Source organism: Pelomonas aquatica (genome assembly GCF_026712205.1).
Taxonomy (GTDB): domain Bacteria; phylum Pseudomonadota; class Gammaproteobacteria; order Burkholderiales; family Burkholderiaceae_C; genus Pelomonas; species Pelomonas aquatica.
On sequence record NZ_JAPPUW010000021.1, the window covers coordinates 14,334 to 38,118 of the forward strand.

A 23,785-nucleotide genomic window follows, 5' to 3' on the forward strand; every position below is an offset into this window, starting at 1 on the left:
AGCCTAAGGCCGGCGCCACCCCTGGCTTGTAGGACGGCGCCGGCTCTGCGGGTAGGGCCGCGCGGCCCAAGGCGCAGGCCGCCTCAGCGCAGCGGCGCGAGCGCGCGCTCGGCGTCGCCGAGTTCGAGGCCGCAGCGCGCGGCCCAGTCGGCGAGCTGGTCGTCGCCGATGCGGCCAACGTTGAAATAGGCCGCGTCGGGGTGGGCCAGGTAGAAGCCGCTGACGCTGGCGGCCGGCGTCATGGCCATGCTGTCGGTCAGGCCCATGCCGATCTCCTCCGGCGCGAGCACCTTGAACAGCTCTCGCTTGGGCGAATGGTCGGGGCAGGCCGGGTAGCCGGGCGCGGGGCGGATGCCCTGGTATTTCTCGGCGATGAGCTCGTCGTTGCCCAGCGCCTCGGCCGGCGCATAGCCCCAGAACTCGCGGCGCACGCGCTCGTGCAGCCACTCGGCCGCGGCCTCGGCGAGGCGGTCGGCCAGGGCCTTGAGCATGATGGCCGAGTAGTCGTCGTGGGTGGCGAGGAAGTCGGCTTCCTTCCTGTCCACGCCCAGTCCCGCCGTCACGGCAAACAGGCCGATGTGGTCACCGCTCTCTGCGATGAAATCGGACAGGCAGCGGTTGGGCCGCTTCACGCCGTCGACGACCGGCCGCTCCGACTGCATGCGCAGGCCGTGCCAGACCATGGGCGGCTCGCTGCGGATCGCGATGTCGTCATCGTTCACGCGCGCCGCCGGATAGAGGCCGAACACCGCATGGGCCTGCAGCCAGCGGCCGTCGATGATCTTCTTCAGCATGGCCTGGGCGTCGGCGAAGACCTTGCGCGCCTCGCTGCCGACGACGGCGTCGTCGAGGATGGCCGGATAGGGGCCGGCCAGGTCCCAGGTCTGGAAGTAGGGCCCCCAGTCGATGTACCTGGCCAGCTCGGCGAGGTCGAGGTTCTTCAGCACGCGGCGGCCGGTGAATTTCGGCGCCGGCGCAACGCGGCCCAGGTCCAGCGGTGCAGCATTGGCGCGCGCCTGTGCCAGCGTGACCAGCGGCGTCTGCTTCTTGTTCGCATGCAGCTGGCGGGTCTTCTCGATGTCGGCCCTGAGCTCGGCGACATAGGCCGCGGCGCGCTCGTCGCTGAGCAGCTCGGAGCAGACGCCGACCGCGCGCGATGCGTCGGGCACATAGACGACCGGCCCCTCGTAGTGCGGCGAGATCTTGACGGCCGTGTGCACGCGGCTGGTCGTCGCGCCGCCGATCAGCAGCGGCATGTGGCGCGAGGCGAAGTAGTCGTCGCGCTGCATCTCGGCGGCCACGTGCTGCATCTCCTCCAGGCTCGGCGTGATGAGGCCGGACAGGCCGATGATGTCCGCGCCCTCCTCCTTGGCTTTGCGCAGGATGTCCTGGGCCGGCACCATGACGCCCATGTTGACGACCTCGTAGTTGTTGCACTGCAGGACCACCGTGACGATGTTCTTGCCGATGTCGTGCACATCGCCCTTGACCGTGGCCATGACGATCTTGCCCTTGCTCTTCACGTCGCCGCCGGCGGCTTCGAGCCGGCGCTTCTCTTCCTCGATATAGGGCACCAGGTGGGCCACCGCGCTCTTCATCACGCGGGCGCTCTTGACCACCTGGGGCAGGAACATCTTGCCCTGGCCGAACAGGTCGCCGACGACGTTCATGCCGGCCATCAGCGGGCCTTCGATGACGTGCAGCGGCCGGCCGCCCTTGGCCGAGATGGCTGCCCAAGCTTCCTCGGTGTCGTCGACGATGAAGTCCGTGATGCCGTGCACCAGCGCGTGGCTCAGGCGTTCGTTCACGTCGCCGGCGCGCCAGGCCAGACGGGCCGAGTCATCCTTGCCGGCGCTCTTGGCGCGGTCGGCGATCTCGATGAGGCGCTCGCCGGCGTCGGCGCGGCGGTTCAGCACCACGTCCTCGACGCGCTCGCGCAGCTCGGCATCGAGGTCGTCGTAGACGCCCACCATGCCGGCGTTGACGATGCCCATGTCCATGCCGGCCTGGATGGCGTGGTACAGGAAGACCGTGTGGATGGCCTCGCGCACCGGCTCGTTGCCGCGGAAGCTGAAGGACACGTTGCTGACGCCGCCCGACACCTTGGCGCCCGGCAGATTGGCCTTGATCCAGCGCGTGGCCTCGATGAAGTCCACCGCGTAGTTGTCGTGCTCCTCGATGCCCGTCGCGATCGCGAAGATGTTGGGGTCGAAGATGATGTCCTCGGGCGGGAAATCCACCTCGTCGACCAGGATGCGGTAGGCCCGCGCGCAGATCTCGGTCTTGCGGGCGAAGGTGTCGGCCTGGCCCTGCTCGTCGAAGGCCATCACGACGGCCGCGGCGCCGTAGCGCCTCACCAGCCCGGCCTGGCGCCTGAACTCCGCCTCGCCTTCCTTCAGCGAGATCGAGTTGACGATGCCCTTGCCCTGGATGCACTTCAGGCCGGCCTCGATGACCGCCCACTTGGACGAGTCGATCATGATGGGCACGCGCGCGATCTCGGGCTCGCCGGCGATCAGGTTCAGGAAGCGCACCATCGCCGCCTGGCTGTCCAGCATGGCCTCGTCCATGTTGATGTCGATGACCTGGGCGCCGTTCTCGACCTGCTGGCGGGCCACGGCCAGCGCATCCTCGAACTGGCCCGCGAGGATCAGCCGGGCAAAGGCCTTGGAGCCGGTGACGTTGGTGCGCTCGCCGATGTTGACGAACAGGCTGCCGGCGTCGATGGCGACGGGCTCCAGGCCGGAGAGCTTCAGGGGGGGCGGCGAAATGGTCATCGAGGCAGTCCACGCGGGAGATCGATGAGCGCCGTTTGAAAACGATCCGAGCCTGGGGAAAATCCTCGCAGCGCTCCTCGGATGAAGGCGGGAATTCTACGCAGCCGGCCTTCGCCAGCCCTCAAGCCAGGCTTAAACCTGCCGAACAATGGCCTGATCCATGGCCTCAGACCTCATCCCCCTGCCCGCCCGCACGCTGCGGCCGGGCATGACGCTGCCCTACGACCTGTTCGACGCCGGCGGCAAGCTGCTGTTCGCGCGCGGCCAGGTGCTGCGCGACTCGCCGCTGGTGCGCCAGCTCGCCGAGGGCGGCGCCTGGGTGCAGTCCGAGGACACGCTGGAATACCAGCGCGCCCGCGCCCACCGGCTCGACACCCTGGTCCTGCAGGACGTGCCGCTGTCCGACATCGCCAAGGCCGACGCCAGCTTCCGGCTCGACACGCTGGCGCCGGGCAAGGTCGAGCCCGGCCCGCGCGAGGCCTGGTCCGACCTGCTGCTGCACGCCCACGCGCTGCTGCGCGAAGCCGCGCCGGCCGACTTCGCCGTCCGCCTGGCGGCGCTGCGCGACGCGGCGCTGAAGCGCCTGCACGGCCATCCCGACGCGACGCTGATGCTGCTGGTCTTCGAGAGCAGCCAGGAGTTCGGCGACTACAGCTCCCGCCACGCGCTGCTGACCCTGCTGCTCTGCGACCTCATCGCCGGGCAGCTGCAGCTCGCGCCCGAGCTGCGCACGGCCCTGCAGGGCGCGGCGCTGACGATGAACTACGGCGCCGGCGAGGCCCATGACCGCATGGCCAGCCAGACCGGGCCGGCAACGCCGGCCCAGCGCCAGGCCATGGCCGCCCACGGCGACCGCGCCGCCCAGCGCCTGGCCCAGGCCGGCATCACCGACCCGGTCTGGCTGACGGCCGTGCGCCTGCACCACGAGGCCGGCCCCGGCCCGCTGGCCGCGCGCAGCGACGGCGAGAGGCTGGCGCGCCTGCTGCGCCGCATCGACATCTTCGGCGCCCGCCTGTCACCGCGCCGCAGCCGCCAGGCCATGAGCGGCGCGGCAGCGGCGCGCGCCGTCTTCCTCGACGAGCTCGGCCAGCCCGACGAGGCCGGCGCGGCACTGATCAAGACCGTGGGCCTCTACCCGCCCGGCAGCATCGTGCGCCTGGCCAACGGCGAGGTCGGCATCGTGTTCAAGCGCGGCTTCAGCGCCAACGAACCCCTGGTGGCCGCGCTGATCGGCAAGAGCGGCAGCCCGCTGAGCAACCCTGTGCCGCGCGACACCCGGCTGGCCACCCAGGCCATCGCCGCCAGCCTCGCGCCGGCGGAGCTGAAGCTGCATGTGAACCTGGATGCGCTGCTGAGGCTCTGAACGCCACGGCAAAGGGCGGCCCTCGGGCCGCCCTGCTGCTTCAGCCGGACCGGATCAGCGCTGGGCCGAGCCGTTGGCCGACGCATCCACCGCCACCGAGTGGTCGGCGCGCGAGGCCGTGGCGGACGCGCCGCCCGAAGCCTGCGCCTGACGGCCGGTAGCCTGGGCATTGACACCCCCGTTCGCCGCCTTGCTGCTGCCGGTGGTCGCGGCCGGGGCCGTGGACGCCACGGGGGTTGCCGGGGCGGTGGGCTTCGCCGTCGTCGCCGCGGCCGGCGTGGCGCTCGGCGCTGCGCTCTGGCTCAACGCGCCACTGGCGCTGCCCGAGCCGCTGGCCGCCGTCGACGCGAACTGGTCCTTCAAGCCCTGGCCGGCCGTCTTCAAATCGCCGGCCTCGTCGCCCGCCGTGGACTTCAGGCCGCCCGCCGTGCCCTGAGCGGCGGACTTGGCCTCGCCGGCCTTGTCGCTGGCGTTCTGCCTCAGGTCGCCGGCCCAGCCCCTGGCAGAGCCGTTGGCATTGCCGCCGATGTCGAGCTGGCGCGGCGACAGCGCGCCGTTCAGGCCGCCGGTGAGGCCTCCGCCGAGGCCGCCACCGAGCAGGCCGGCGTGGGCGTTGGTGGCGCACAGGCCGGCGGCCAGGGCGGCGAGGCTCAGCGTGCTGCGAAGGACTTGGGTGCGACGGGTTGCAAACATGATGGATCTCCGAGGGTGGTCGTCTTGGAAGAGCCGGCCATTCCGGCCCTTTCACCGAGTACAACGACCGCCGCCGGAACTTCCTTCCCGCCTGACTTGAAACGATTTGTGTCAGCGCGCCTGCCGCTGCTGCAACTGCTCGGGCACGACGCGCAGCTCCTCGGCGACGAGGCCGCGGCCGTAGACCGGGTCGCGGCCCGGCGCGCCCAGGTCCACGGCGCCGGTCGCGAGCTTGTCCACCGCTGCTGCGGCTGCCGCGACATCGGGCGCGCGCAGCTCGGCCGCCAGCAGGCCGGCCACCAGCGGCGCGGCGAACGAGGTGCCGCGCGCGATGCCATAGCCGCCGCCGCTGCGCGCCACGGCCACGTCGGCGCCGGGCGCTGACCACATCACCTGCGGCCCCTGCGCCGCCTCGGGCAGCACGCGGCGGCCGGGGCTCACGCCGGTCACGCCGACGACGCCGGCATAGGACGCCGGGTAGAGCGGCGGCGCGGCCGGGCCGTCGTTGCCGACCGCCGCGACGAGCAGGTGGCCGCGCTTCACCAGCGCCGCGACGCCCTGCTCCAGCAGCCGGTTCTGCGGCCCGACCAGGCTGATGTTGACGACGGCGACGCGCTCGCGCGCCATCCAGGCCAGCGCACGCACGACCTCCTCGGCCGAGCCGCCGTCGGGCTGCTCGCAATAGACGTCCGCCGCGAACAGCTCGGCCTTGGACGCAGCGCCGGCAAAGCCGCGGTCGTGGCCGACCAGCAGGGACGCGACGGCCGTGCCGTGCTCACTCGGCAGGGCACGGCCGTCACAGCCGAAGCTTGCGCCGGCCGCGTGGCGCAGGGCCGCGTGGCGGCGGTCCACGCCGCCGTCGACGAGGCCCACGCGCAGCGGCCCGGGCTGCGCGCCGCGCTGCGCTGCGGCCGCAGCCGCGGCGACCTCGCCGCTGCGCGAATACAGATGGTTGAAGTCCGCCTGCAGGCCGGGCTGGGCGGCGCGCAGCCGCGCAAGCGCCTGCGCCGTGTCCAGGCCCGCCGGCACGCGCAGCACGACCTCGCGCAGGTCCAGCTCGGGCCAGGCCTCCTCGCGCAGCCGGGCCAGGCCCAGCTCGGCCGCTGCGGCCAGGGCCGCATGGCTGGGCGAGACCAGCACCAGCTCCTGGCGCCGGATGGGTTCGCCGGCCGGGTCGGCCTCGACGAGGTCGCGGTGGCGGGCCAGCAGCTCGCGCACGGTGCTCAGGCGCAGGTCGACGAGCTGGGTCGCCGACGACAGCAGCTCGGGCAGCGGCTGGGGCAGCACGCGGTCGGCAATGCCCGGCAGGCGCGGCATGCCGGGCAGCTGCGGCAGGCGCAGCTGGGCCTGGGCGGGCGCAGCCAGCGCGGCGCAAAGGGACAGGGTGAAGACGGCTTTCATGGCGTTCGGGAATGTTTTACGAGGATAACGAGCGAGGCCGGGAAGAAAATCCGCGCCTCATCCGTTGTCCTTGCATCGATGCCAGAAAACCTTGCCGAGCTTCGCCAGCAGATCGCCGCGCTGCTGCCGCGGCTGCGCCGTTTCGGCCGCACGCTGGCCCATGCCCGCGAAGACGCCGACGACCTGGTGCAGGCCGCCATCGAGAAGGCGCTGACCCGCAGCGACCAGTGGACGCCTGGAACGCGTCTGGACAGCTGGATGTTTCGCATCATGCAGAACGCCTGGATCGACGAACTGCGCGCCCGCGAGCGGCGCGGCCAGACCTTCCTGCCCGAGGAGGACGGCGAGCACGTCGGCGACGGCGCGGCCGTCTCGGGTTCTGGTTCGCAGCTCGACGCCATCCTCGTGCGCAAGGCCGTCGCGCGGCTGAGCGAGGAGCACCGCGCCGTCGTCGGCCTGGTGCTGGTGGAGGGCCAGAGCTACCAGGAAGCGGCCGAGGTGCTGGGCGTGCCCGTGGGCACGGTGACGAGCCGCCTCGCCCGCGCCCGCGAGGCCTTGCAGGAATTGCTGGGAGAGTGGCCATGAGCCCGAACGACGAAGAGATGCTGAAGGCCGAGCGCCGGCGCATGGCCGCCGCCTTCGGCGAGGTGCTGCACGAGCCGGTGCCGGACCGCCTCAAGGCGCTGCTGGCCGAGCCGGCACCGCAGGTCGTTGACATCGGCGCGGTGCGGGCCAGGCTTCGAGGGCCGGGCCGGGCGATGTCCAGCTGGGCGGCCTGGGGCGGCATGGCCGCGACGCTGCTGCTGGGCACGCTGCTCGGCACGCGGCTGGCGCCCTCCGGCGGCGACGCGCTGGACGGCGGCCGGCTGGTGGCCACGGGCTCGGTGGCCCGCGCGCTGGACCGTCAGCTGGCCGGCGCGCCCGAGGCCGGCGCCGCGGTGGCGGTCCAGCTCAGCTTCAAGGCCCGGGACGGGCGCTACTGCCGCAGCTTCACGACCGCCGCGTCGGCCGGCCTGGCCTGCCGGGAGGCCGATGGCGGCTGGGCGCTGCAGCAGCTGGCGGCCACGGCGCCGGCAGCGGGCGGCGGCATGCGCCAGGCCGCCAGCAGCCTGCCGCCCTCGGTGCTGACCGCCGTGGACGGCCTGATGGCCGGCGAGGCCCTGGGGCCGGAGCAGGAGCGCGCGGCGCGGGACGCGGGCTGGCGCTGAGCCGACCTTGCGGGCCGGGCGCCGGGCCGCCCCAAGCCGGCCCGTCTGGCGATGTTGACCGGGCTCGAAGCACGGTCAATCGCCGTCCCCTTGGGGGACTGACCAGGCTTGCTCGCGTTCAGCGGCGCAAGACTGGGCAAGGGGCTTCACACCTGCAGGCTGCGCCAGATCAGGCTCGTGATGAGTTCGCGGGCCGCGTCGAAATCAGCCTCCTGCAGCCGCGGCTTGCCCATGTAGAGGGCGAACTGCGGCGCCAGGTCGGCATAGGCCTGGGTGGACGACCAGATCAGGAACATCAGGTGCGTGAAGTCCAGCCGCCGCACGCGGCCCTCGGAGGCCCAGCGCTCGAAGCGGGCCACGTCGGCATGCAGCAGCGGCATGACCTGGGCCTTGAGCACATCCTGGTAGCGCGGCGCACCGGCCATGATCTCGCGGGTGAAGACGGCATTGCCGCTGGGCCGCTCGCGGCTGAAGCGCAGCTTGACGGCGACATAGGTCTGGATGGCCGCCTGGGGCTCGTCGGCCTCGGCGATGGCCGTCATATTGGCCATCCACTCGCCCATCACGCTGTCCAGCACGGCCCGGTAGAGCTCCTCCTTGCTGGGCCAGTGGTAGAGCAGGTTCTGGCGCGAGAGGGCGAGGACGGCGGCAATGCTGTCGAGGCTGACGCCTTCGAAGCCGAAGCGCGCGAACTGGCGCTCGGCCTCGGCAAGGATGGCCTCCTGCTTGCGCAGGGTGGCGGCGCGCGGGATGCGCGTCACGGCGACGGGTTCGGTCATGCACCGGATTTTGACGGGGCGCACCAGGCGGGAGCTGCGGGTTTTTACGTCTGGGTCAATTTTTACGGGGTAGTAATGTTTGACTGTTAAACCCTCGGAGAGCCCCCGTGGACCTTGCCGACCTGAAGCCGGGCCGACTTTCGCCCGCCGACTACGCCCGCAACTTCGCCGACGCCCACCCGCCGCTGAACCGCACGCAGGCGCTGATCGAGGCGGAGCGCTGCTACTACTGCTTCGACGCGCCCTGCCAGGCGGCCTGCCCGACCGGCATCGACATCCCGAGCTTCATCCAGCGCATCGCGCAGGACAACCTGCGCGGCGCGGCCGAGGCCATCCTGACGGCCAACCCGCTCGGCGGCCTGTGCGCCCGCGTCTGCCCGACCGAGGTGCTGTGCGAGCAGGCCTGCGTGCGCCATGCCAACGAGGCCAAGCCGGTCGAGATCGGGCTGCTGCAGCGCTTTGCGGTGGAGGGCCACTTCGCGCGCCCGGGCAAGCCGCTGTTCGAGCGCGGCCTGCCCACGGGCCGGCGCGTGGCGGTCGTCGGCGCCGGCCCGGCCGGCCTGGCGGCGGCGCATGGCCTGGCGCGGCATGGCCACGACATCGCGCTGTTCGACGCCCGCCCCAAGCTCGGCGGCCTGAACGAATACGGCCTGGCCAGCTACAAGGTGGCCGGCGGTTTCGCGCAGCGCGAGATCGCCTGGTTGCTGAGCATCGGCGGCATCACGCCGCAACTGAACCGCCGCCTCGGCCGCGACATCACGCTGGACGGCCTGCTGGCCGAGTACGACGCGGTCTTCCTCGGCCTGGGCCTGGCCGGCGTCAACGCGCTGGGCATTGCCGAGCCGCAGGTGCCGGGCTTGCGCGATGCGGTCGACTTCATCGCCGAGCTGCGCCAGAGCGCGCCCGAGATCGTGGCCGTGGGCCGCCGCGTCGTCGTCATCGGCGGCGGCATGACGGCCGTGGACGCGGCCGTGCAGAGCCGGCTGCTCGGGGCCGAGCAGGTGACCATGGTCTACCGCCGCGGGCCTTCGGCGCTGTCGGCCTCCGAATATGAGCAGCACTGGGCGCAAACCCATGGCGTGACGATCCGCTGCTGGGCGCGGCCGCTGGCCGTCGAGGCAAGCGGCGGCGTGCTGCGCGGCATGCGCTTCGCGGCGACGCGGCTCGAAGGCAGCCAACTCGTCGACACCGGCGAGCAGTTCTTCATCGAGGCCGACCTGGTGCTGCGCGCCATCGGCCAGGCCTACGGAGATGAAACTGGCGAGGCGGCCGGCGCGGCCATCGCGCTGGAAGGCGGCCGCATCAGGACCGACGCGCAGTTCCGCACCAGCCTGCCGCGCGTCTGGGCCGGCGGCGACTGCCGCGCCGGCGGGCGCGACCTGACGGTCGAGGCCGTCGAGCACGGCAAGCGCGCCGCCGAGTCCATCCACGCCGCACTGACGCAGGAGCTGGCCCATGGCTGACCTGAGCAGCAACTTCCTCGGCATCCAGAGCCCCAACCCCTTCTGGCTCGCATCGGCGCCGCCGACCGACAAGGAGGTCAATGTGCGGCGCGCCTTCGAGGCCGGCTGGGGCGGCGTGGTCTGGAAGACGCTGGGCGAGGACCCGCCGGTCGTCAACGTCAACGGCCCGCGCTATGCGACGCTGTGGAGCCAAGACCGCCGCGTCATCGGCTTCAACAACATCGAGCTCATCTCCGACCGGCCGCTGCAGACCAACCTCGACGAGATCCGCCGCGTGAAGCGCGACTTCCCCGACCGCGCCATGGTCGTGTCGCTGATGGTGCCGGTGAACGAGGAGGCCTGGAAGAACATCCTCGCCAGGGTTGCCGACACCGGCGCCGATGGCGTCGAGCTGAACTTCGGCTGCCCGCACGGCATGAGCGAGCGCGGCATGGGCTCGGCCGTGGGCCAGGTGCCCGAGTACATCCAGCAGGTGACCGAGTGGTGCAAGAAGCACACGCGCATGCCCGTCATCGTCAAGCTGACGCCCAACATCACCGACGTAAGGGTCCCGGCCCGCGCGGCCAGGGCCGGCGGCGCCGACGCGGTCAGCCTCATCAACACCATCAACTCGGTGATGGGCGTCGACCTGGACCGCATGATCATGAGCCCTTCCACTGACGGCCTGGGCTCGCACGGCGGCTACTGCGGTCAGGCGGTCAAGCCCATCGCGCTCAACATGGTGGCCGAGATCGCGCGCGACGCGGCCACGGCCGGGCTGCCGATCAGCGGCATCGGCGGCATCACCACCTGGCGCGACGCGGCCGAGTTCATCGCCATGGGCTGCGGCACCGTGCAGGTCTGCACGGCCGCCATGGTCTACGGCTTCAAGATCGTGCAGGACCTGTGCTCGGGCCTCGCCAACTTCATGGACGAGAAGGGTTACGCGAGCCTCGCGGACTTCCAGGGCCGCGCGGTGCCGAGCGTGAAGAACTGGAACCAGCTCAACCTGAACCACGTCGAGAAGGCGGTGATCGATCAGGACAGCTGCATCCAGTGCGGCCGCTGCCACGTGGTCTGCGAAGACACCTCCCACCAGGCCATCTTCGCCACGAAGGAGGGCAAGCGTCACTTCCACGTCAACGAAGCCGAGTGCGTGGGTTGCAACTTGTGCGTGTCGATCTGCCCCGTCCCTGGCACCATCACGATGCGCAGGCTGGACGCCGGCGAGACCGATGCCCGCACGGGTCGCGTCATCGACGGCAGTTACGCGAACTGGACCACGCACCCCAACAACCCGATGCGCGCCGGGTGCGACTGAAGGAATCGAGATGAGTGCTTACGAAGTCGGCCACTGGATCCACGGCGCCGCCACGCGCGGCAGCGGCGAGCGCCAGCAGGACATCTACAACCCCGCCACGGGGGCGGTGCAGGGCCGGCTGCTGCTGGGCAGCGCGGCCGACCTGGACGCCGCCGTCGCGGCGGCCACGCTAGCCGCCAAAAGCTGGGGCCAGACGCCGCCGCTGGCCCGCGCCCGCGTGCTGTTCAAATTCCTGACCCTGCTGCAGGAGCGCCGCGAGCAGCTCGCCGAGGCCCTCGTGCGCGAGCATGGCAAGACCCTGCCCGACGCGCTGGGCGAAGTGGCGCGCGGCATCGAGGTCGTCGAGTTCGCGACGGCCATGCCGCAGCTGCTGAAGGGCGAATACACCGAGCAGATCGCGCGCGGCATGGACGCCTGGAGCATGCGCCAGCCGCTCGGCGTCGTGGCCGGCATCACGCCGTTCAACTTCCCGGCCATGGTGCCGATGTGGATGTACCCCATCGCCATCGGCTGCGGCAACGCCTTCATCCTCAAGCCCAGCGAGCGCGACCCGTCGGCCTCGCTGCTGATGGCCCAGTGGCTGAAGGAGGCCGGCCTGCCGGACGGCATCTTCAGCGTCATCCAGGGCGACAAGGACATCGTCGACGCCATCCTGGCCCACCCCGGCATCGCGGCGGTCAGCTTCGTCGGCAGCACGCCGGTGGCCGAGCACATCTACAAGGTCGGCACGGCCCACGGCAAACGCGTGCAGGCGCTGGGCGGCGCGAAGAACCACATGGTCGTCATGCCCGACGCCGACCTCGACGGCGCCGTCGACGCGCTGATGGGCGCGGCCTATGGCTCGGCCGGCGAGCGCTGCATGGCGATCTCGGTGGCCGTCGCGGTGGGAGACGTCGGCGACAGGCTCGTCGCCGCGCTGGCGCCCAAGGTCAAGGCACTCAAGATCGGCGAAGGCCATCAGCCCGGCGCCGAGATGGGCCCGCTGATCACGCGCGCGTCGCAGCAGCGCGTCGAGCGGCTGATCGGCGAAGGCATCGAGGCCGGTGCGAAGGCCGTGGTCGATGGCCGCGGCCTGCGCGTGCCCGGCCATGAGGACGGCTTCTTCGTCGGCGGCACGATCCTCGACGGCGTCGGCGCCGGCATGAGCTGCTACACGGAAGAGATCTTCGGCCCCGTGCTCTGCGTCGTGCGCGTGCCCGACCTGGCCGCCGCCATCGCACTCATCGAGGCCAACGAGTACGCCAACGGCGTCGCCATCTTCACGCGCGACGGCCATGTCGCGCGCGAGTTCGTGCACCACATCCAGGTCGGCATGGTCGGCGTCAACGTGCCGCTGCCGGTGCCCATGGCCTTCAACAGCTTCGGTGGCTGGAAGCGCAGCCTGTTCGGCGACCACCATGCCTACGGCCCCGAGGCGGTGCGCTTCTACACCAAGCACAAGGCCGTCATGCAGCGCTGGCCGGACTCGACGCCCAAGGGCCCGCAATTTGCCTTTCCTCAGAACGCCTGAACGCAAAGACGCGGCCAACGCTATGGAACGTCGTCATCACATCATTGCAGAGGCAAGAAAAGCGTTATCGCCGTCTTTACTTAAGGCCAGTGGCCGCGCGTTGTATTCGCCTGCCAGTACGTTGGACGGCAGCTCACCGTTTTACTTTCTTGGATTGAATCCTGGCGAAAACGAAACGGACGATCAGCATCACAGTCATCTCACCATTGAAGAAGACCTAGCGAGACTTGAGCAGGATCTCGTTGTTGAGCATGCGTACTTAGATGAGCGATGGAAAGGCTGCATGCCGGGCCGAGCCCCCATTCAAATGGCCGGCCGCGAGGTCTTCGCCATTCTGTGCGGCAACAACCCGATAGCGGGTGATCGCCTGCTGAGGGAAACGCCAGTCAGCAACCTGATCCTGCCCCGATCCAAGTCAGAGGCAGCCTTGTTAGAAAAGACTGGCTTCAGTTCAGCGCAACTGTTGGCGGCGTGCTGGCCGTTCCATCAGGCCGTTGTTGACGTTAGCGGCTGTCAATTCGTGATCACTCATGCTGTCGGTGCCGCTCGCAAGCTTGCAGAACGACTGAACCTCGGTGCAGGCGAATGTCGCCCATCTGGTTGGGGTGGGACGCTGAAATCGCTCTATGCGTGGCAGCTCAGCTCCGGTGTAAGACTGCTCGCTATTCCAAACCTGTCGAGATACAAGCCGAACGGCGACCGCGCCCTCGCGCTATCAGCATTCTTCGATGAGTTTGGGGCAATTCATTGACATGCCTCCTACCTCGCGCAACCGTGCAAGGGAACCAAGAGTGAACAGTCCCGTCGATAGCTCACTTTCCAACGCGGACCTGCTACCCACCACGGCTGCTCAGCGCACCTGGCGCTGGTACCACTTCGCGGCGCTGTGGGTGGGCATGGTCATGTGCATCCCGGCCTACACGCTGGCGGCCAGCCTCATCGAGTCGGGCATGAGCTGGGGCCAGGCGGTGGGCACGGTGTTCCTGGGCAACCTCATCGTGCTGGTGCCGATGCTGCTGATCGGCCACGCCGGCGCGAAGTACGGCATCCCATATGCGGTGCTCGCGCGGGCCTCCTTCGGCACGCAGGGCGCGCGGCTGCCGGCCCTGCTGCGGGCGCTGGTGGCCTGCGGCTGGTACGGCATCCAGACCTGGTTCGGCGGCCAGATGATCTACACGCTGGCCGGCGTGCTGATGGGGCAGCCGCTGTCGGGCGACCCGCTGCCGGGCCTCGGCATCAACGCGGCCCAGTTCGGCTGCTTCCTACTGTTCTGGGCGCTGCAGTTCTGGTTCGTCGTGCACGGCATCGACGCGATCCGCAAGCTGGAAACCTACACGGCCCCGATCAAGATCGTCATCTGCTTCGTGCTGCTGTGGTGGGCCTGGGACAAGGCCGGCGGCTTCGGCCCCATCCTCGACCAGCCCTCCGCCTTCGTCGAAGGCGGCAGGAAGGCCGGCCAGTTCTCCGCCGTGTTCTGGCCCTCGCTGACGGCCATGGTGGGCTTCTGGGCCACGCTCGCGCTGAACATCCCCGACTTCACGCGCTTCGCCCACAGCCAGCGCGACCAGCTCGTCGGCCAGGCCATCGGCCTGCCCGCGCCGATGGGCCTGCTGGCCGCACTCGCGGTGTTCGTCACGTCGGCCACCGTCGTCATCTACGGCAAGGCGCTGTGGGACCCGGTGGACCTGGCCAGCCGCATGACGGGCGCGGCCGTGCTGATCGCCCTCGTCGTGCTGCTGATCGACACCGTCAGCGTCAACCTCGCGGCCAACCTCGTCGGCCCGGCCTACGATTTCTCGGCGCTGGCGCCGGGCAGGGTCAGCTACAAGCTCGGCGGCATGCTCACCGCGGGCATCGCCATCGCCATGATGCCGTGGAAGATCCTGGCCTCGACCCAGGGCTATATCTTCACCTGGCTGATCGGCTACTCGGCGCTGCTGGGGCCGGTGGCCGGCATCCTCATCGTCGACTACTACCTGCTGCGCAAGACCGAGCTGGTGGTCGCCGACCTCTACCGCGAGGGCGGGCGCTACAGCTACAGCGGGGGTTGGAACCTGGCTGCAATTGCAGCCTTCCTGCTCGGCGTTGCACCGAATGTTCCCGGATTCCTCAATGCAGCCTTCCCTTCCAGGTTTCACGAGATCAGCGACGGCTACAGGACGATCTACACGTATGCCTGGTTTGCGGGGCTGTTGATCGCTGGCGTCTTCTACGGCCTGCTGATGGCCAGCAAGATCCAATCTCAATCGCTCAAGAGGAGCGCGACATGAGTTCCCTTCTGATCCGCGGCGCCGTCGTCGTCAACGCCGACGCCGAATCCCGCACCGATGTTCTCTGCGTGGACGGCCGCATCGCCGCCCTCGGCGAGCACGCCGTGCGCGAAGCGCCGGCCGGCACGACAACGCTGGACGGCACCGGCCAGTACCTGCTGCCCGGCGGCATCGACCCGCACACGCATATGCAGCTGCCCTTCATGGGCACGGTCACGCAGGACGACTTCTTCAGCGGCACCGCCGCCGCGCTGGCCGGCGGCACGACCAGCATCATCGACTTCGTCATCCCCAACCCGCAGCAGCCGCTGATGGACGCCTACCGCCAGTGGCGCGGCTGGGCCGAGAAGAGCGCCGCCGACTACGCCTTCCACGTCGCCGTGACCTGGTGGAGCGAACAGGTCCACGCCGACATGGGCACCCTCGTTCGCGAGGAAGGCGTGAACAGCTTCAAGCACTTCATGGCCTACAAGAACGCCATCATGTGCGACGACGAGACGCTGGTGAACAGCTTCAAGCGTGCGCTCGAACTCGGCGCCATGCCCACCGTGCACGCGGAGAACGGCGAGCTGGTCTACCTGCTGCAGGCCGAGGTCGCCAAGATGGGCATCACCGGCCCCGAGGGCCACCCGCTGTCGCGCCCGCCCATGGTCGAAGGCGAGGCCGCCAACCGCGCCATCGCGATCGCCGACGTGCTGGGCGTGCCCATCTACATCGTGCACGTGAGCTGCCTCGAGAGCGCCGAGGCCATCGCCCGTGCGCGCGCCCGCGGCCAGCGCGTCTACGGCGAGGTGCTGGCAGGCCATCTGCTGATCGATGACAGCGTCTACCGCGACCCGGATTTCGCGAGGGCCGCGGCCTATGTGATGAGCCCGCCCTTCCGGCCCAAGATCCACCAGGAATTCCTGTGGCGCGGCCTGCAGAGCGGCCAGCTGCACACGACGGCCACCGATCACTGCACCTTCTGCGCGAGCCAGAAGGCCGCCGGCATCGACAACTTCGCCAAGATCCCCAACGGCTGCGGCGGCGTCGAGGAGCGCATGGCCGTGCTGTGGGATGCCGGCGTCAACTCCGGGCGGCTCACGCCGAGCGAGTTCGTCTCGATCACGTCGGCCAACGCGGCCCGGCTGTTCAATATGTACCCGCGCAAGGGCGTCATCGCCGAAGGTGCGGATGCCGACCTTGTTTTGTGGGACCCGGCCGGCACCAAGACGTTGAGCGCCGGCACGCAGTTCTCGAAGAACGACTTCAACATCTTCGAGGGCCGCACGGTGCGCGGCATCCCCAGCCACACGATCTCGCAAGGCCGCGTCGTGTTCGCGCGGGGCGAGCTGCGCGCAAAAGCCGGCCAGGGCCGCTACCTGAAGCGCCCGCCGTTCGGCCCGCAGTTCGATGCGGCAGCCAGGCGCGCTGCTGACCTGATGCCCACCGCCGTCGCGCGATGACGTAAGTCATGAAGCAATCCGTACTGGCGTTCGCAGCCGCACCATTCTTTGGCACGCTGTTCGCCACGCCTGTGATCTCCGCGCTGTTCGGTGACTTTCGGTCGTGGGGGCTGTACTGCTTCTTCGGAATGTTTCTGGCCTACGCAGCCGCACTCTTATTCGGAGCGCCTTTGTACCTAGTGATACGACGACTGGTGAAGAACATCCGGCTGTGGCACGCAGCACTGGGCGGCATGGTCTGCTCGCTGCCTGTCATTGCGATCTGGCTGTATCCGTTCGAGAGCCTGTACTTCCAACGCTCTTGGCAAATCAATCTTGCTCTCGCGCTTGGAACGGGGCTGACGTCAGGCGCATTTTTCTGGGCGATCTTGTGGGCACCGCTCAAGGCACCTGACCGCAGCATCGCTTCCAAAACCAACTAACTCAGCTCGAATCTGCACTGAGGAGTCCAGCATGGACATGCCCGCCACCAAGCCCGACATCACGAAATTGCGCATCAACGGCCAGCGCCTGTGGGCCTCGCTGATGGAGCTGGCCAAGATCGGCGCCACCGAGAAAGGCGGCGTCTGCCGCCTGACGCTGACCGACCTCGACAAGCAGGGCCGCGACCTCGTCACCCGCTGGGCGCGCGAGGCCGGCATGACGGTCACCATCGACCAGATCGGCAACGGCTTCATGCGCCGCCCGGGCCGCAACAACAGCCTGCCGCCCATCATGACCGGCAGCCACATCGACACCCAGCCCACCGGCGGCAAGTTCGACGGCAACTACGGCGTGCTGGCCGGCATCGAGGTCGTGCGCACGCTGAACGACTATCGCCTAGAGACCGAGGCGCCCATCGAGGTCGCGTTCTGGACGAACGAGGAAGGCTCGCGCTTCGTGCCCGTCATGATGGGCTCGGGCGTGTTCGCCAAGGCCTTCACGCTCGAGCACGCCTATGCGGCCACCGACACCGAGGGCAAGACCGTCAAGGGCGAGCTGGAGCGCATCGGCTACATCGGCAGCCAGGTGCCCGGCGACCACCCCATCGGCGCCTATTTCGAGACCCACATCGAGCAGGGCCCGGTGCTGGAAGACCACGACAAGACCATCGGCGTCGTCACCGGTGTTTTGGGCATCCGCTGGTACGACTGCATCGTGACCGGCATGGAAGCCCACGCCGGCCCCACGCCGATGGCGCTGCGCAAGGATGCGCTGCAGGTCGCGACGCGGCTGATGCAGGAGGTCGTCGCCTGCGCCCACCGCCATCCGCCGCATGGCCGCGGCACCGTGGGCATGGTGCAGGTCCACCCCAACAGCCGCAACGTCATCCCCGGCCGCGTGAAGTTCAGCATCGACCTGCGCAACGCGAGCGATGCGCTGTGCGAGGCGATGGATGCCGACATCCGCGCGGTGGCGGCCAGGCTCGCGGCCGAATCGGGCCTGGGCATCGAGATCACGCAGGTCAGCGCCTACCCGGCCCAGCCCTTCCACAAGGACTGCATCGCCGCCGTGCAGAAGGCCGCCGACGCGCTGGGCTACAGCAATATGCCGGCCGTGTCAGGCGCCGGCCACGACGCCGTCTACATGGCCCGCCTGGCCCCGGCCGGCATGATCTTCATCCCCTGCAAGGACGGCATCAGCCACAACGAGATCGAGGACGCGAAGCCGGAACACATTGAGGCGGGGTGCAATGTGTTGTTGCAGGCGATGCTGAATGCCGCGCGTTAAAGCGCGAACGTCAACAACGAACGATGCACGAAGGGCAGCGTTCTCAGGCCTGCTGAGGAAGCAGTCGAGCAGCTTCCCGCTCTGGCGCGACCACCAATGCTGAAGCGAACCGCTTCAGTCGGCCAAGCGTCGCCATCAGCAGAGCAACTGGGATCAGATAGACAAACCATCCCCCGGCATTAACGACCATCGCCTCTTCTACGACCTTGACGGTCCGCCTAAAGACGCTCTTGACGACATCGTTAGTGCATTGGTCGATGGTGGCAATTCGCTTGTTCACCACAGCACGCAGCTCTGGGTCCGCACGTAGCACCTCCAAAGCCAAATGCTGATTCCAAGCCGTTAGACTGGGGAGTTTGCTAAGAAACGAATTGACGCCGTTGTGCACGAACCAGAAGGCTTCGTCATCTGCCTTGGATACGCCACGGATTTTTTCCTCCCGCACCTCATCGCGAAGCACGAATAGCTCATTGCGAAGCTTCATCCGCCATGAAGGCGCAACGATGCTTTCATAGACGAAATGGACAACGGCGATGAACGCAAAAATCAAAATTGCTGTGCTCATGAACGCCTTCCTTTCGAAGCTACACCGCGATTCACATCGCTGGACTTGAACTCAACGCCTGCAGCGTCACTCTGTAGCTTGGACTTCTCTCTGCCAATTCGTTTGGCCTCGTCGCTAAAGGCCTTCCGCATCGAACGGGCATGCCAGTACCAAAAACCGATGGTCACCACCCAAAGGCCGTAACCAGTAAGCGCGCCATTCCGCAAAGAATCAAGGATGTCCTTGAACAGCTCAGCGACCGCCGCTTCCGGCAGCCTGTATACCATCAGAAGCGCTAATGCGACGAATCCAAGAACGGGCAATTGCCCACGATTTATCGCCGTAACGACGATGTCACGTACGGCTTGCACCCAGGTGATACCCGTCTGACTCGGTGATTTGCTGGTCTTCGCCGGCGTGCCCATTTTTTCCTCCCGCTGCGCTCGCTAGTCAGGGATTTCAAACGTCAGCCATGCCCGTTTGATCCGCTTGCAGCCATCAGATTCTGAACGCAATCCTCTAAGACGTCTCATCGGGACTTCGCCAATGAAGCACCCTGCATCAGCCATCTCGCTGATGCAGGGTAGGTCACTTGAGGAAATCAGCCTTCCAGCTGCCCCAAATCCCTCACCGCCCCCTTGTCCGCCGACGTCGCCAGCAGCGCATACGCCTTCAGTGCGGCGGACACCTTGCGGGGCCGGGCCTCGATCGGCTTCCAGCCCTTGGCATCCTGCTCGGCACGGCGCTTCGCCAGTTCCTCATCGCTGACCAGCACATCGATCGTCCGGTTCGGAATGTCGATGCGGATGCGATCACCATTCCTGACCAGGCCAATCGCGCCCCCCGCCGCCGCCTCGGGCGAGCAGTGGCCGATGGACAGGCCCGAGGTGCCGCCGGAGAAGCGGCCGTCGGTCAGCAGTGCGCAGGCCTTGCCCAGACCCTTGGACTTGATGTAGCTCGTCGGGTAGAGCATCTCCTGCATGCCGGGGCCGCCCTTGGGGCCTTCGTAGCGCACGACGACGACGTCGCCGGCCTTGACCTTGTCGTCCAGGATGTTGGCGACCGCCTCGTCCTGGCTCTCGACGACATGGGCCGGGCCCTCGAAGACCATCAGGCTGTCGTCCACGCCGGCCGTCTTCACGACGCAGCCGTCCAGCGCGATATTGCCGCGCAGCACGGCCAGGCCGCCTTCCTTGCTGAAGGCATGGTCGAAGGAGCGGATGCAGCCTTCGGCGCGGTCGGTGTCCAGGCTGGGCCAGCGCGTGTTCTGGCTGAAGGCGACCTGGGTCGGGATGCCGGCCGGGCCGGCCCTGTAGAAGGTCTTGACCGCGTCGCTCGGATTGCGAGCGATGTCCCACTGGTCCAGCGCATCCTTCATCGTCTTGGCGTGCACGGTGGGCACGTCGACGTGCAGCTTGCCGGCGCGGTCCAGCTCGCCCAGGATGGCCATGATGCCGCCGGCGCGGTGCACGTCCTCGATGTGGTATTTGTTGGTGTTGGGCGCCACCTTGCACAGTTGCGGCACGTCGCGCGACAGGCGGTCGATGTCCGTCATGTCGAACTCGATGCCGGCTTCCTGCGCCGCGGCCAGGATGTGCAGGATGGTGTTGGTGGAGCCACCCATCGCGATGTCCAGCGTCATCGCGTTCTCGAAGGCCTTCTTGCCGATGGCGCGCGGCAGCACGCCGGCGTCGTCCTGCTCGTAGTAGCGGCGGCACAGCTCGACGGCCGTGCGGCCGGCCTGCTTGAACAAGGCCTCGCGGTCCGCGTGCGTGGCCACCACCGTGCCGTTGCCGGGCAGCGAAAGGCCCAGGGCCTCGGTCAGGCAGTTCATGGAGTTGGCCGTGAACATGCCCGAGCAGCTGCCGCAGGTGGGGCAGGCCGAGCGCTCGACCTCGGCGAGGTCGGCGTCGCTGACCTTGCTGTCGGCGGCCATGACCATGGCGTCGATGAGGTCCAGCTTCTTGATCTCGATCTTGCCGGTGCCGGGTACCGCCAGGCGCACCTTGCCGGCCTCCATCGGGCCGCCGGAGACGAAGACGACGGGGACGTTGAGCCGCATCGCGGCCATCAGCATGCCGGGGGTGATCTTGTCGCAGTTGGAGATGCACACCAGCGCGTCGGCGCAGTGGGCGTTGACCATGTACTCGACCGAGTCGGCAATGATGTCGCGGCTGGGCAGCGAATACAGCATGCCGTCGTGGCCCATCGCGATGCCGTCGTCCACGGCGATGGTGTTGAACTCCTTGGCCACGCCGCCCACGGCCTCGATCTCGCGGGCCACCAGCTGGCCCAGGTCCTTCAGGTGCACGTGGCCGGGCACGAACTGCGTGAACGAGTTGGCGATGGCGATGATGGGCTTGGAGAAGTCGTCGTCCTTCATGCCGGTGGCACGCCACAGCGAGCGGGCGCCGGCCATGTTGCGGCCGGCGGTGGAGGTCTTGGAGCGGTAGGTGGGCATGGCGGGCGGTGCGGAATCGGGATTCAGCGATTGTCCGGCTCCGCCGGCGTCCCGCCTATTCCCAGGCGCCGCCGAATGCTTGGTTGCGGCTTGCCGAAAGCTCAGCCCTCGCGCCTGACCCGCCAGGCCTGCACCACGGCCCAGCCCGCCTCCGGCAGCAGGAACAGCAGCAGCACCGGCGCGCCCGTCTGCAGCCAGGCCCAGGCCATCCACAGGCTGAACAGCGCGCGCGCTGCCGCGTCGTAGCGGCCCAGCTGCAGCGTCGGCCCGCGCAGCCGCAGCACGGACCACACCAGCACGATGCTGCCCATCAGCAGCGCGAACAGCGTGTGCAAGGGCGTGAAGGCCGGCAAGGGCGGGCCGCCCAGTGCCTGGTTGACGGCGCCGAGCTGGCCGAAGGCGACGGCGAAGCTCCAGGGCGTGGCGAAAGGCGCCGTGACGACGAGGTCGTAGGCGGCGCTGGCCCGCACGACGCGGCGGAACTGGGCAGGGCTGAATGTGAGCATGGGCACTGCGGAAGTGACGAAGGCCCGCATGCTCGACCCTGGACTACGCTCCAGGGTCAAGCACTTTCGCCCCTGGCCCGACGCCCATGCAGATCGGCACCCTGTCCGCCCTCACCGGCCTGAGCCGCGACAGCCTGCGCTTCTACGAGAAGCGCGGCCTGCTGCAGGCCCGCCGCGCCGCCAACGGCTACCGCGACTACCCAGAAGAAGCCGTGCAGTGGCTGGGCTATGTGCGCACAGCCCAGCAGCTCGGCTTCACGCTGGCCGAGATCGCCGCCGACCTGCCGCTGCTGGCCCAGGGCGAGGACGCCGGCCCGGCGCTGCGGGCGACGCTGGCGCGCAAGCTGGCGGACGTCGATGCGCGCATCGCCGCGCTGCAGGGCCTGCGCGCCGAGCTGGCGACCCGTCAGCCCGCCACCGCGCTGCGCACCGCCTCGCGCACGAGGCCGTCGAGCTTGCCGGTGATCTGCGTGAACTCGCCCGACACGACCGCGAACTCGCGGCCCGAGTGGCCGGCCCGCGCCGCGACGACCTGGGCGTTGAAGGAGACGATGCGCGCGTGCCTGGCGATCTGCTCGATGTCGCCCATGACGGACGTCAGCTGCTTCCTGGCGCTGCTGGCCTGCTGGCGGGCGAGGTCTTCGTAGACCTGGGTCAGCCGGTTCAGCGTGGCCAGCAGCGGCGTGGCGCTTTCCACCAGCGCCTCCAGCAGCGGCGCGGCGCCGGGGCCCCGGGCCGGGATGGCGTCCAGCACGCGGCGGGCCAGGTCGATGAAGGCGGCGATGCGCTCATCCGCGCGATCCGGGCCGAAATAGGCCTGCTGCAACTCGCCGCCCAGCATAGCCGGCGCCAGCTCGCCTTCGAGCAGCGCGCGATGGGCCTCGCGGAAGGTCGCCAGCGCGTCATGGGCCGTGGCCAGCGCACCGTCGCGGCCCTGGGATGCCAGCACCGCGTAGAGCACGAGGCGCTGCGACGTGAAGCGGCGGCGGCCCGACAGATTGATCGACTTGCCGTAGAGCTCGCCGGCCGTCGACTTGGGTGCGGCGGGTGCTCGCTTTGGTGCATCGTGGGTGGCACGCGTGGGGTGCAGCATGGAGGCCTCCGTGAACTGGGTCATGGCCGGCGCCGCCCACCGAGGGCGCGCCGGTCCTGTCGACCTAGGGATAGCACGGGGCGTGCCAGCGTGCCCTCAGCGCCGCAAGCCGCGCTGCAGCCTTTGTGCCGCTTCGGCCAGCGTCTCGTCCCGCTTCGCAAAGCAGAAGCGCACATGCCGCCGCTGCTGGGGCCGCTGGTAGAAGACCGACAGCGGGATGGCTGCGACGCCGATCTCGGTGGTCAGCCATCGGGCGAAGTCCAGCTCCGGCAGGTCGGAGACCGCACCGTAGTCCACGGTCTGGAAATAGGTGCCCTCGCAGGGCAGCAGCTTCAGCCCCGTGCCGGCCAGCGCGGCGCGGAAGGCGTCGCGCTTGGCCTGGTAGAAGCCGCTCAGGCCCTGCCAGGGCGCCGGGTCGGCGAGGTAGGCGGCCAGGGCGTGCTGGGTCGGTGTGTGCACGGTGAACACCGTGTACTGGTGCAGGCGGCGGAAGGCCGCGGACAGGGCCGGCGGCGCGGCGACGAAGCCGACCTTCCAGCCCGTCACGTGAAAGGTCTTGCCGAAGCTGCCGACGAGGAAGCTGCGCTCGCGCAGGCCGGCAAAGCGCGCCACGCTCTGGTGGACGGCGCCGTCGAAGACCATGTGCTCGTAGACCTCGTCGCTGATGACGAAGAGGTCGTGCTGCTCGGCGATGCGCCCCAGCTCGCGCAGGTCGTCGGCGCTGGCGACGCGGCCGCTGGGGTTGTGCGGCGTGTTCAGCATCAGCGCGCGCGTGCGCGGCGTGACGGCGGCGCGCACGGCGGACCAGTCGATGCGGTAGTCCGCCGTCATCGGCACGCCCACCGGCATCGCGCCGCCCAGGCGGATGGCGGGGTCGTAGCTGTCGTAGGCCGGCTCGATGACGATGACCTCGTCGCCCGCGCCGACGCAGGCGTGCAGCGCCGTGATGAGGCCCTGCGTGCCGCCGGCGGTGATGGTGATGTCGCCGTCTGCGTCGTAGGCAGAGCCGTAGAGGGCGTTGAGCTTGTCCGCCACGGCTCGGCGCAGCGCCGGCACGCCGGTCATCGGCGGGTACTGGTTGTGGCCGGCCGCCATCGCGTCGGTGACGGTCTGCAGCAGGGCCGGGTCGGCGCCGAAGTCCGGAAAGCCCTGGCCGAGGTTGACGGCGCCATGCTCGGCCGCGAGGGCCGACATGACGGTGAAGATGGTGGTGCCGGCGTTGGGCAGCTTGGCGGGCAGGATGGGCATGGCCTGATTTTGCA

At 69.1% G+C, this 23,785-nt stretch carries 21 protein-coding genes, 1 pseudogene and 1 riboswitch; of the genes and pseudogenes, 12 read left to right on the forward strand and 10 right to left on the reverse strand.

All coding sequences use genetic code 11. From position 1 onward, the window contains the following. Nucleotides 1-83: 83 nt before the first annotated feature. Nucleotides 84-2,777 (reverse strand): methionine synthase, encoded by a 2,694-nt coding sequence (gene metH, locus NYP07_RS19205; protein WP_268153338.1) that lies wholly within the window; start codon nucleotides 2,775-2,777, stop codon nucleotides 84-86. Between the two features lie 19 nt (nucleotides 2,778-2,796). Continuing rightward, a riboswitch (S-adenosyl-L-homocysteine riboswitch) is annotated at nucleotides 2,797-2,862 on the reverse strand. Between the two features lie 75 nt (nucleotides 2,863-2,937). Between metH and NYP07_RS19210 the strand changes: the two genes are divergently transcribed. Next, the gene (locus tag NYP07_RS19210; protein ID WP_268153339.1) at nucleotides 2,938-4,140 is read left to right on the forward strand and encodes an HD-GYP domain-containing protein; all 1,203 of its coding nucleotides are present in this window, start codon (nucleotides 2,938-2,940) and stop codon (nucleotides 4,138-4,140) included. A gap of 54 nt (nucleotides 4,141-4,194) precedes the next feature. Here the strand turns inward: NYP07_RS19210 and NYP07_RS19215 are convergent, their stop codons facing one another. Both NYP07_RS19215 and NYP07_RS19220 read right to left on the reverse strand, forming a co-directional pair. Next, on the reverse strand, nucleotides 4,195-4,833 hold the full coding sequence (locus NYP07_RS19215; RefSeq protein ID WP_268153340.1) for a hypothetical protein: 639 nt from the start codon (nucleotides 4,831-4,833) through the stop codon (nucleotides 4,195-4,197). Between the two features lie 111 nt (nucleotides 4,834-4,944). Further along, nucleotides 4,945-6,234: a S8 family serine peptidase gene (locus NYP07_RS19220; protein WP_268153341.1), complete on the reverse strand. Its 1,290-nt coding sequence runs from the start codon at nucleotides 6,232-6,234 to the stop codon at nucleotides 4,945-4,947. Nucleotides 6,235-6,312: 78 nt separating this feature from the next. Here NYP07_RS19220 and NYP07_RS19225 point away from each other — a divergent pair, with 78 nt between their 5' ends. Together NYP07_RS19225 and NYP07_RS19230 are read left to right on the forward strand one after the other, a co-directional pair. Beyond that, entirely contained in the window at nucleotides 6,313-6,819 is a 507-nt protein-coding gene (locus tag NYP07_RS19225; protein ID WP_268153342.1) for an RNA polymerase sigma factor, read from the forward strand. Continuing rightward, nucleotides 6,816-7,442, forward strand: a complete 627-nt coding sequence (locus tag NYP07_RS19230) for a hypothetical protein (RefSeq protein ID WP_268153343.1) — start codon at nucleotides 6,816-6,818, stop codon at nucleotides 7,440-7,442. Before NYP07_RS19225 ends, NYP07_RS19230 begins: the two co-directional genes overlap by 4 nt. A 146-nt stretch (nucleotides 7,443-7,588) precedes the next feature. On the opposite strand, the gene NYP07_RS19235 is transcribed toward NYP07_RS19230, so the two are convergent. Beyond that, nucleotides 7,589-8,221: a TetR family transcriptional regulator C-terminal domain-containing protein gene (locus NYP07_RS19235; protein ID WP_268153344.1), complete on the reverse strand. Its 633-nt coding sequence runs from the start codon at nucleotides 8,219-8,221 to the stop codon at nucleotides 7,589-7,591. 107 nt (nucleotides 8,222-8,328) lie between these two features. Here NYP07_RS19235 and NYP07_RS19240 point away from each other — a divergent pair, with 107 nt between their 5' ends. Genes NYP07_RS19240 through NYP07_RS19275 form a run of 8 tightly spaced genes read left to right on the forward strand, consistent with a single transcriptional unit; the run spans nucleotide 8,329 to nucleotide 17,919 of the window. Further along, the gene (locus NYP07_RS19240; RefSeq protein ID WP_268153346.1) at nucleotides 8,329-9,684 is read left to right on the forward strand and encodes an NAD(P)-dependent oxidoreductase; all 1,356 of its coding nucleotides are present in this window, start codon (nucleotides 8,329-8,331) and stop codon (nucleotides 9,682-9,684) included. Then, nucleotides 9,677-10,984 carry an NAD-dependent dihydropyrimidine dehydrogenase subunit PreA gene (gene preA / locus NYP07_RS19245; RefSeq protein ID WP_268153347.1) on the forward strand — a complete coding sequence of 436 codons (1,308 nt, stop codon included), beginning with the start codon at nucleotides 9,677-9,679 and terminating at the stop codon, nucleotides 10,982-10,984. The genes NYP07_RS19240 and preA overlap by 8 nt, the downstream gene beginning before the upstream one ends. 10 nt (nucleotides 10,985-10,994) lie before the next feature. Next, nucleotides 10,995-12,494 (forward strand): CoA-acylating methylmalonate-semialdehyde dehydrogenase, encoded by a 1,500-nt coding sequence (locus NYP07_RS19250; protein ID WP_268153348.1) that lies wholly within the window; start codon nucleotides 10,995-10,997, stop codon nucleotides 12,492-12,494. A 22-nt stretch (nucleotides 12,495-12,516) separates the two neighbouring features. Beyond that, nucleotides 12,517-13,245 carry a hypothetical protein gene (locus NYP07_RS19255; protein WP_268153349.1) on the forward strand — a complete coding sequence of 243 codons (729 nt, stop codon included), beginning with the start codon at nucleotides 12,517-12,519 and terminating at the stop codon, nucleotides 13,243-13,245. A gap of 1 nt (nucleotide 13,246) precedes the next feature. Then, nucleotides 13,247-14,764, forward strand: coding sequence for an NCS1 family nucleobase:cation symporter-1 (locus NYP07_RS19260; protein WP_268153350.1), 1,518 nt, complete (start codon nucleotides 13,247-13,249; stop codon nucleotides 14,762-14,764). Beyond that, nucleotides 14,761-16,209: a dihydropyrimidinase gene (gene hydA / locus NYP07_RS19265; protein ID WP_268153351.1), complete on the forward strand. Its 1,449-nt coding sequence runs from the start codon at nucleotides 14,761-14,763 to the stop codon at nucleotides 16,207-16,209. The genes NYP07_RS19260 and hydA overlap by 4 nt, the downstream gene beginning before the upstream one ends. Nucleotides 16,210-16,217: 8 nt before the next feature. After that, nucleotides 16,218-16,631: a hypothetical protein gene (locus NYP07_RS19270; RefSeq protein ID WP_268153352.1), complete on the forward strand. Its 414-nt coding sequence runs from the start codon at nucleotides 16,218-16,220 to the stop codon at nucleotides 16,629-16,631. Nucleotides 16,632-16,662: 31 nt separating this feature from the next. Then, nucleotides 16,663-17,919, forward strand: a complete 1,257-nt coding sequence (locus NYP07_RS19275) for a Zn-dependent hydrolase (protein WP_268153353.1) — start codon at nucleotides 16,663-16,665, stop codon at nucleotides 17,917-17,919. A 43-nt stretch (nucleotides 17,920-17,962) separates the two neighbouring features. Here the strand turns inward: NYP07_RS19275 and NYP07_RS19280 are convergent, their stop codons facing one another. The 4 genes from NYP07_RS19280 to NYP07_RS19295 form a co-directional block, all read right to left on the reverse strand. Further along, nucleotides 17,963-18,484, reverse strand: a complete 522-nt coding sequence (locus NYP07_RS19280; protein ID WP_268153354.1) for a hypothetical protein — start codon at nucleotides 18,482-18,484, stop codon at nucleotides 17,963-17,965. Beyond that, nucleotides 18,481-18,888: a hypothetical protein gene (locus tag NYP07_RS19285; RefSeq protein ID WP_268153356.1), complete on the reverse strand. Its 408-nt coding sequence runs from the start codon at nucleotides 18,886-18,888 to the stop codon at nucleotides 18,481-18,483. Before NYP07_RS19285 ends, NYP07_RS19280 begins: the two co-directional genes overlap by 4 nt. Before the next feature lie 176 nt (nucleotides 18,889-19,064). Next, nucleotides 19,065-20,924 carry a dihydroxy-acid dehydratase gene (ilvD, locus tag NYP07_RS19290; protein ID WP_268153357.1) on the reverse strand — a complete coding sequence of 620 codons (1,860 nt, stop codon included), beginning with the start codon at nucleotides 20,922-20,924 and terminating at the stop codon, nucleotides 19,065-19,067. 101 nt (nucleotides 20,925-21,025) lie between these two features. Then, nucleotides 21,026-21,430, reverse strand: a complete 405-nt coding sequence (locus NYP07_RS19295) for a hypothetical protein (RefSeq protein ID WP_268153358.1) — start codon at nucleotides 21,428-21,430, stop codon at nucleotides 21,026-21,028. A gap of 86 nt (nucleotides 21,431-21,516) precedes the next feature. On the opposite strand from NYP07_RS19295, the pseudogene NYP07_RS19300 reads away from it, so the two are divergent. Continuing rightward, nucleotides 21,517-21,837: pseudogene (locus NYP07_RS19300) on the forward strand (MerR family transcriptional regulator); the annotation flags it as partial. Here the strand turns inward: NYP07_RS19300 and NYP07_RS19305 are convergent. Then, nucleotides 21,837-22,547: a methyl-accepting chemotaxis protein gene (locus NYP07_RS19305; protein WP_268153360.1), complete on the reverse strand. Its 711-nt coding sequence runs from the start codon at nucleotides 22,545-22,547 to the stop codon at nucleotides 21,837-21,839. The pseudogene NYP07_RS19300 and the gene NYP07_RS19305 sit on opposite strands and share 1 nt — an antisense overlap. A 72-nt stretch (nucleotides 22,548-22,619) precedes the next feature. After that, the gene (locus NYP07_RS19310; protein WP_268153361.1) at nucleotides 22,620-23,771 is read right to left on the reverse strand and encodes a methionine aminotransferase; all 1,152 of its coding nucleotides are present in this window, start codon (nucleotides 23,769-23,771) and stop codon (nucleotides 22,620-22,622) included. Between the last annotated feature and the right edge of the window lie 14 nt (nucleotides 23,772-23,785).

Coding starts and splice junctions, on each gene's coding strand:
- metH (WP_268153338.1), bottom strand. CDS start 2,777: ATGACCATTTCGCCGCCCCCCCTGAAGCTCTCCGGCCTGGAGCCCGTC.
- NYP07_RS19210 (WP_268153339.1), top strand. CDS start 2,938: ATGGCCTCAGACCTCATCCCCCTGCCCGCCCGCACGCTGCGGCCGGGC.
- NYP07_RS19215 (WP_268153340.1), bottom strand. CDS start 4,833: ATGTTTGCAACCCGTCGCACCCAAGTCCTTCGCAGCACGCTGAGCCTC.
- NYP07_RS19220 (WP_268153341.1), bottom strand. CDS start 6,234: ATGAAAGCCGTCTTCACCCTGTCCCTTTGCGCCGCGCTGGCTGCGCCC.
- NYP07_RS19225 (WP_268153342.1), top strand. CDS start 6,313: ATGCCAGAAAACCTTGCCGAGCTTCGCCAGCAGATCGCCGCGCTGCTG.
- NYP07_RS19230 (WP_268153343.1), top strand. CDS start 6,816: ATGAGCCCGAACGACGAAGAGATGCTGAAGGCCGAGCGCCGGCGCATG.
- NYP07_RS19235 (WP_268153344.1), bottom strand. CDS start 8,221: ATGACCGAACCCGTCGCCGTGACGCGCATCCCGCGCGCCGCCACCCTG.
- preA (WP_268153347.1), top strand. CDS start 9,677: ATGGCTGACCTGAGCAGCAACTTCCTCGGCATCCAGAGCCCCAACCCC.
- NYP07_RS19250 (WP_268153348.1), top strand. CDS start 10,995: ATGAGTGCTTACGAAGTCGGCCACTGGATCCACGGCGCCGCCACGCGC.
- NYP07_RS19255 (WP_268153349.1), top strand. CDS start 12,517: ATGGAACGTCGTCATCACATCATTGCAGAGGCAAGAAAAGCGTTATCG.
- NYP07_RS19260 (WP_268153350.1), top strand. CDS start 13,247: ATGCCTCCTACCTCGCGCAACCGTGCAAGGGAACCAAGAGTGAACAGT.
- hydA (WP_268153351.1), top strand. CDS start 14,761: ATGAGTTCCCTTCTGATCCGCGGCGCCGTCGTCGTCAACGCCGACGCC.
- NYP07_RS19270 (WP_268153352.1), top strand. CDS start 16,218: ATGAAGCAATCCGTACTGGCGTTCGCAGCCGCACCATTCTTTGGCACG.
- NYP07_RS19275 (WP_268153353.1), top strand. CDS start 16,663: ATGGACATGCCCGCCACCAAGCCCGACATCACGAAATTGCGCATCAAC.
- NYP07_RS19280 (WP_268153354.1), bottom strand. CDS start 18,484: ATGAGCACAGCAATTTTGATTTTTGCGTTCATCGCCGTTGTCCATTTC.
- NYP07_RS19285 (WP_268153356.1), bottom strand. CDS start 18,888: ATGGGCACGCCGGCGAAGACCAGCAAATCACCGAGTCAGACGGGTATC.
- ilvD (WP_268153357.1), bottom strand. CDS start 20,924: ATGCCCACCTACCGCTCCAAGACCTCCACCGCCGGCCGCAACATGGCC.
- NYP07_RS19295 (WP_268153358.1), bottom strand. CDS start 21,430: ATGCTCACATTCAGCCCTGCCCAGTTCCGCCGCGTCGTGCGGGCCAGC.
- NYP07_RS19305 (WP_268153360.1), bottom strand. CDS start 22,547: ATGACCCAGTTCACGGAGGCCTCCATGCTGCACCCCACGCGTGCCACC.
- NYP07_RS19310 (WP_268153361.1), bottom strand. CDS start 23,771: ATGCCCATCCTGCCCGCCAAGCTGCCCAACGCCGGCACCACCATCTTC.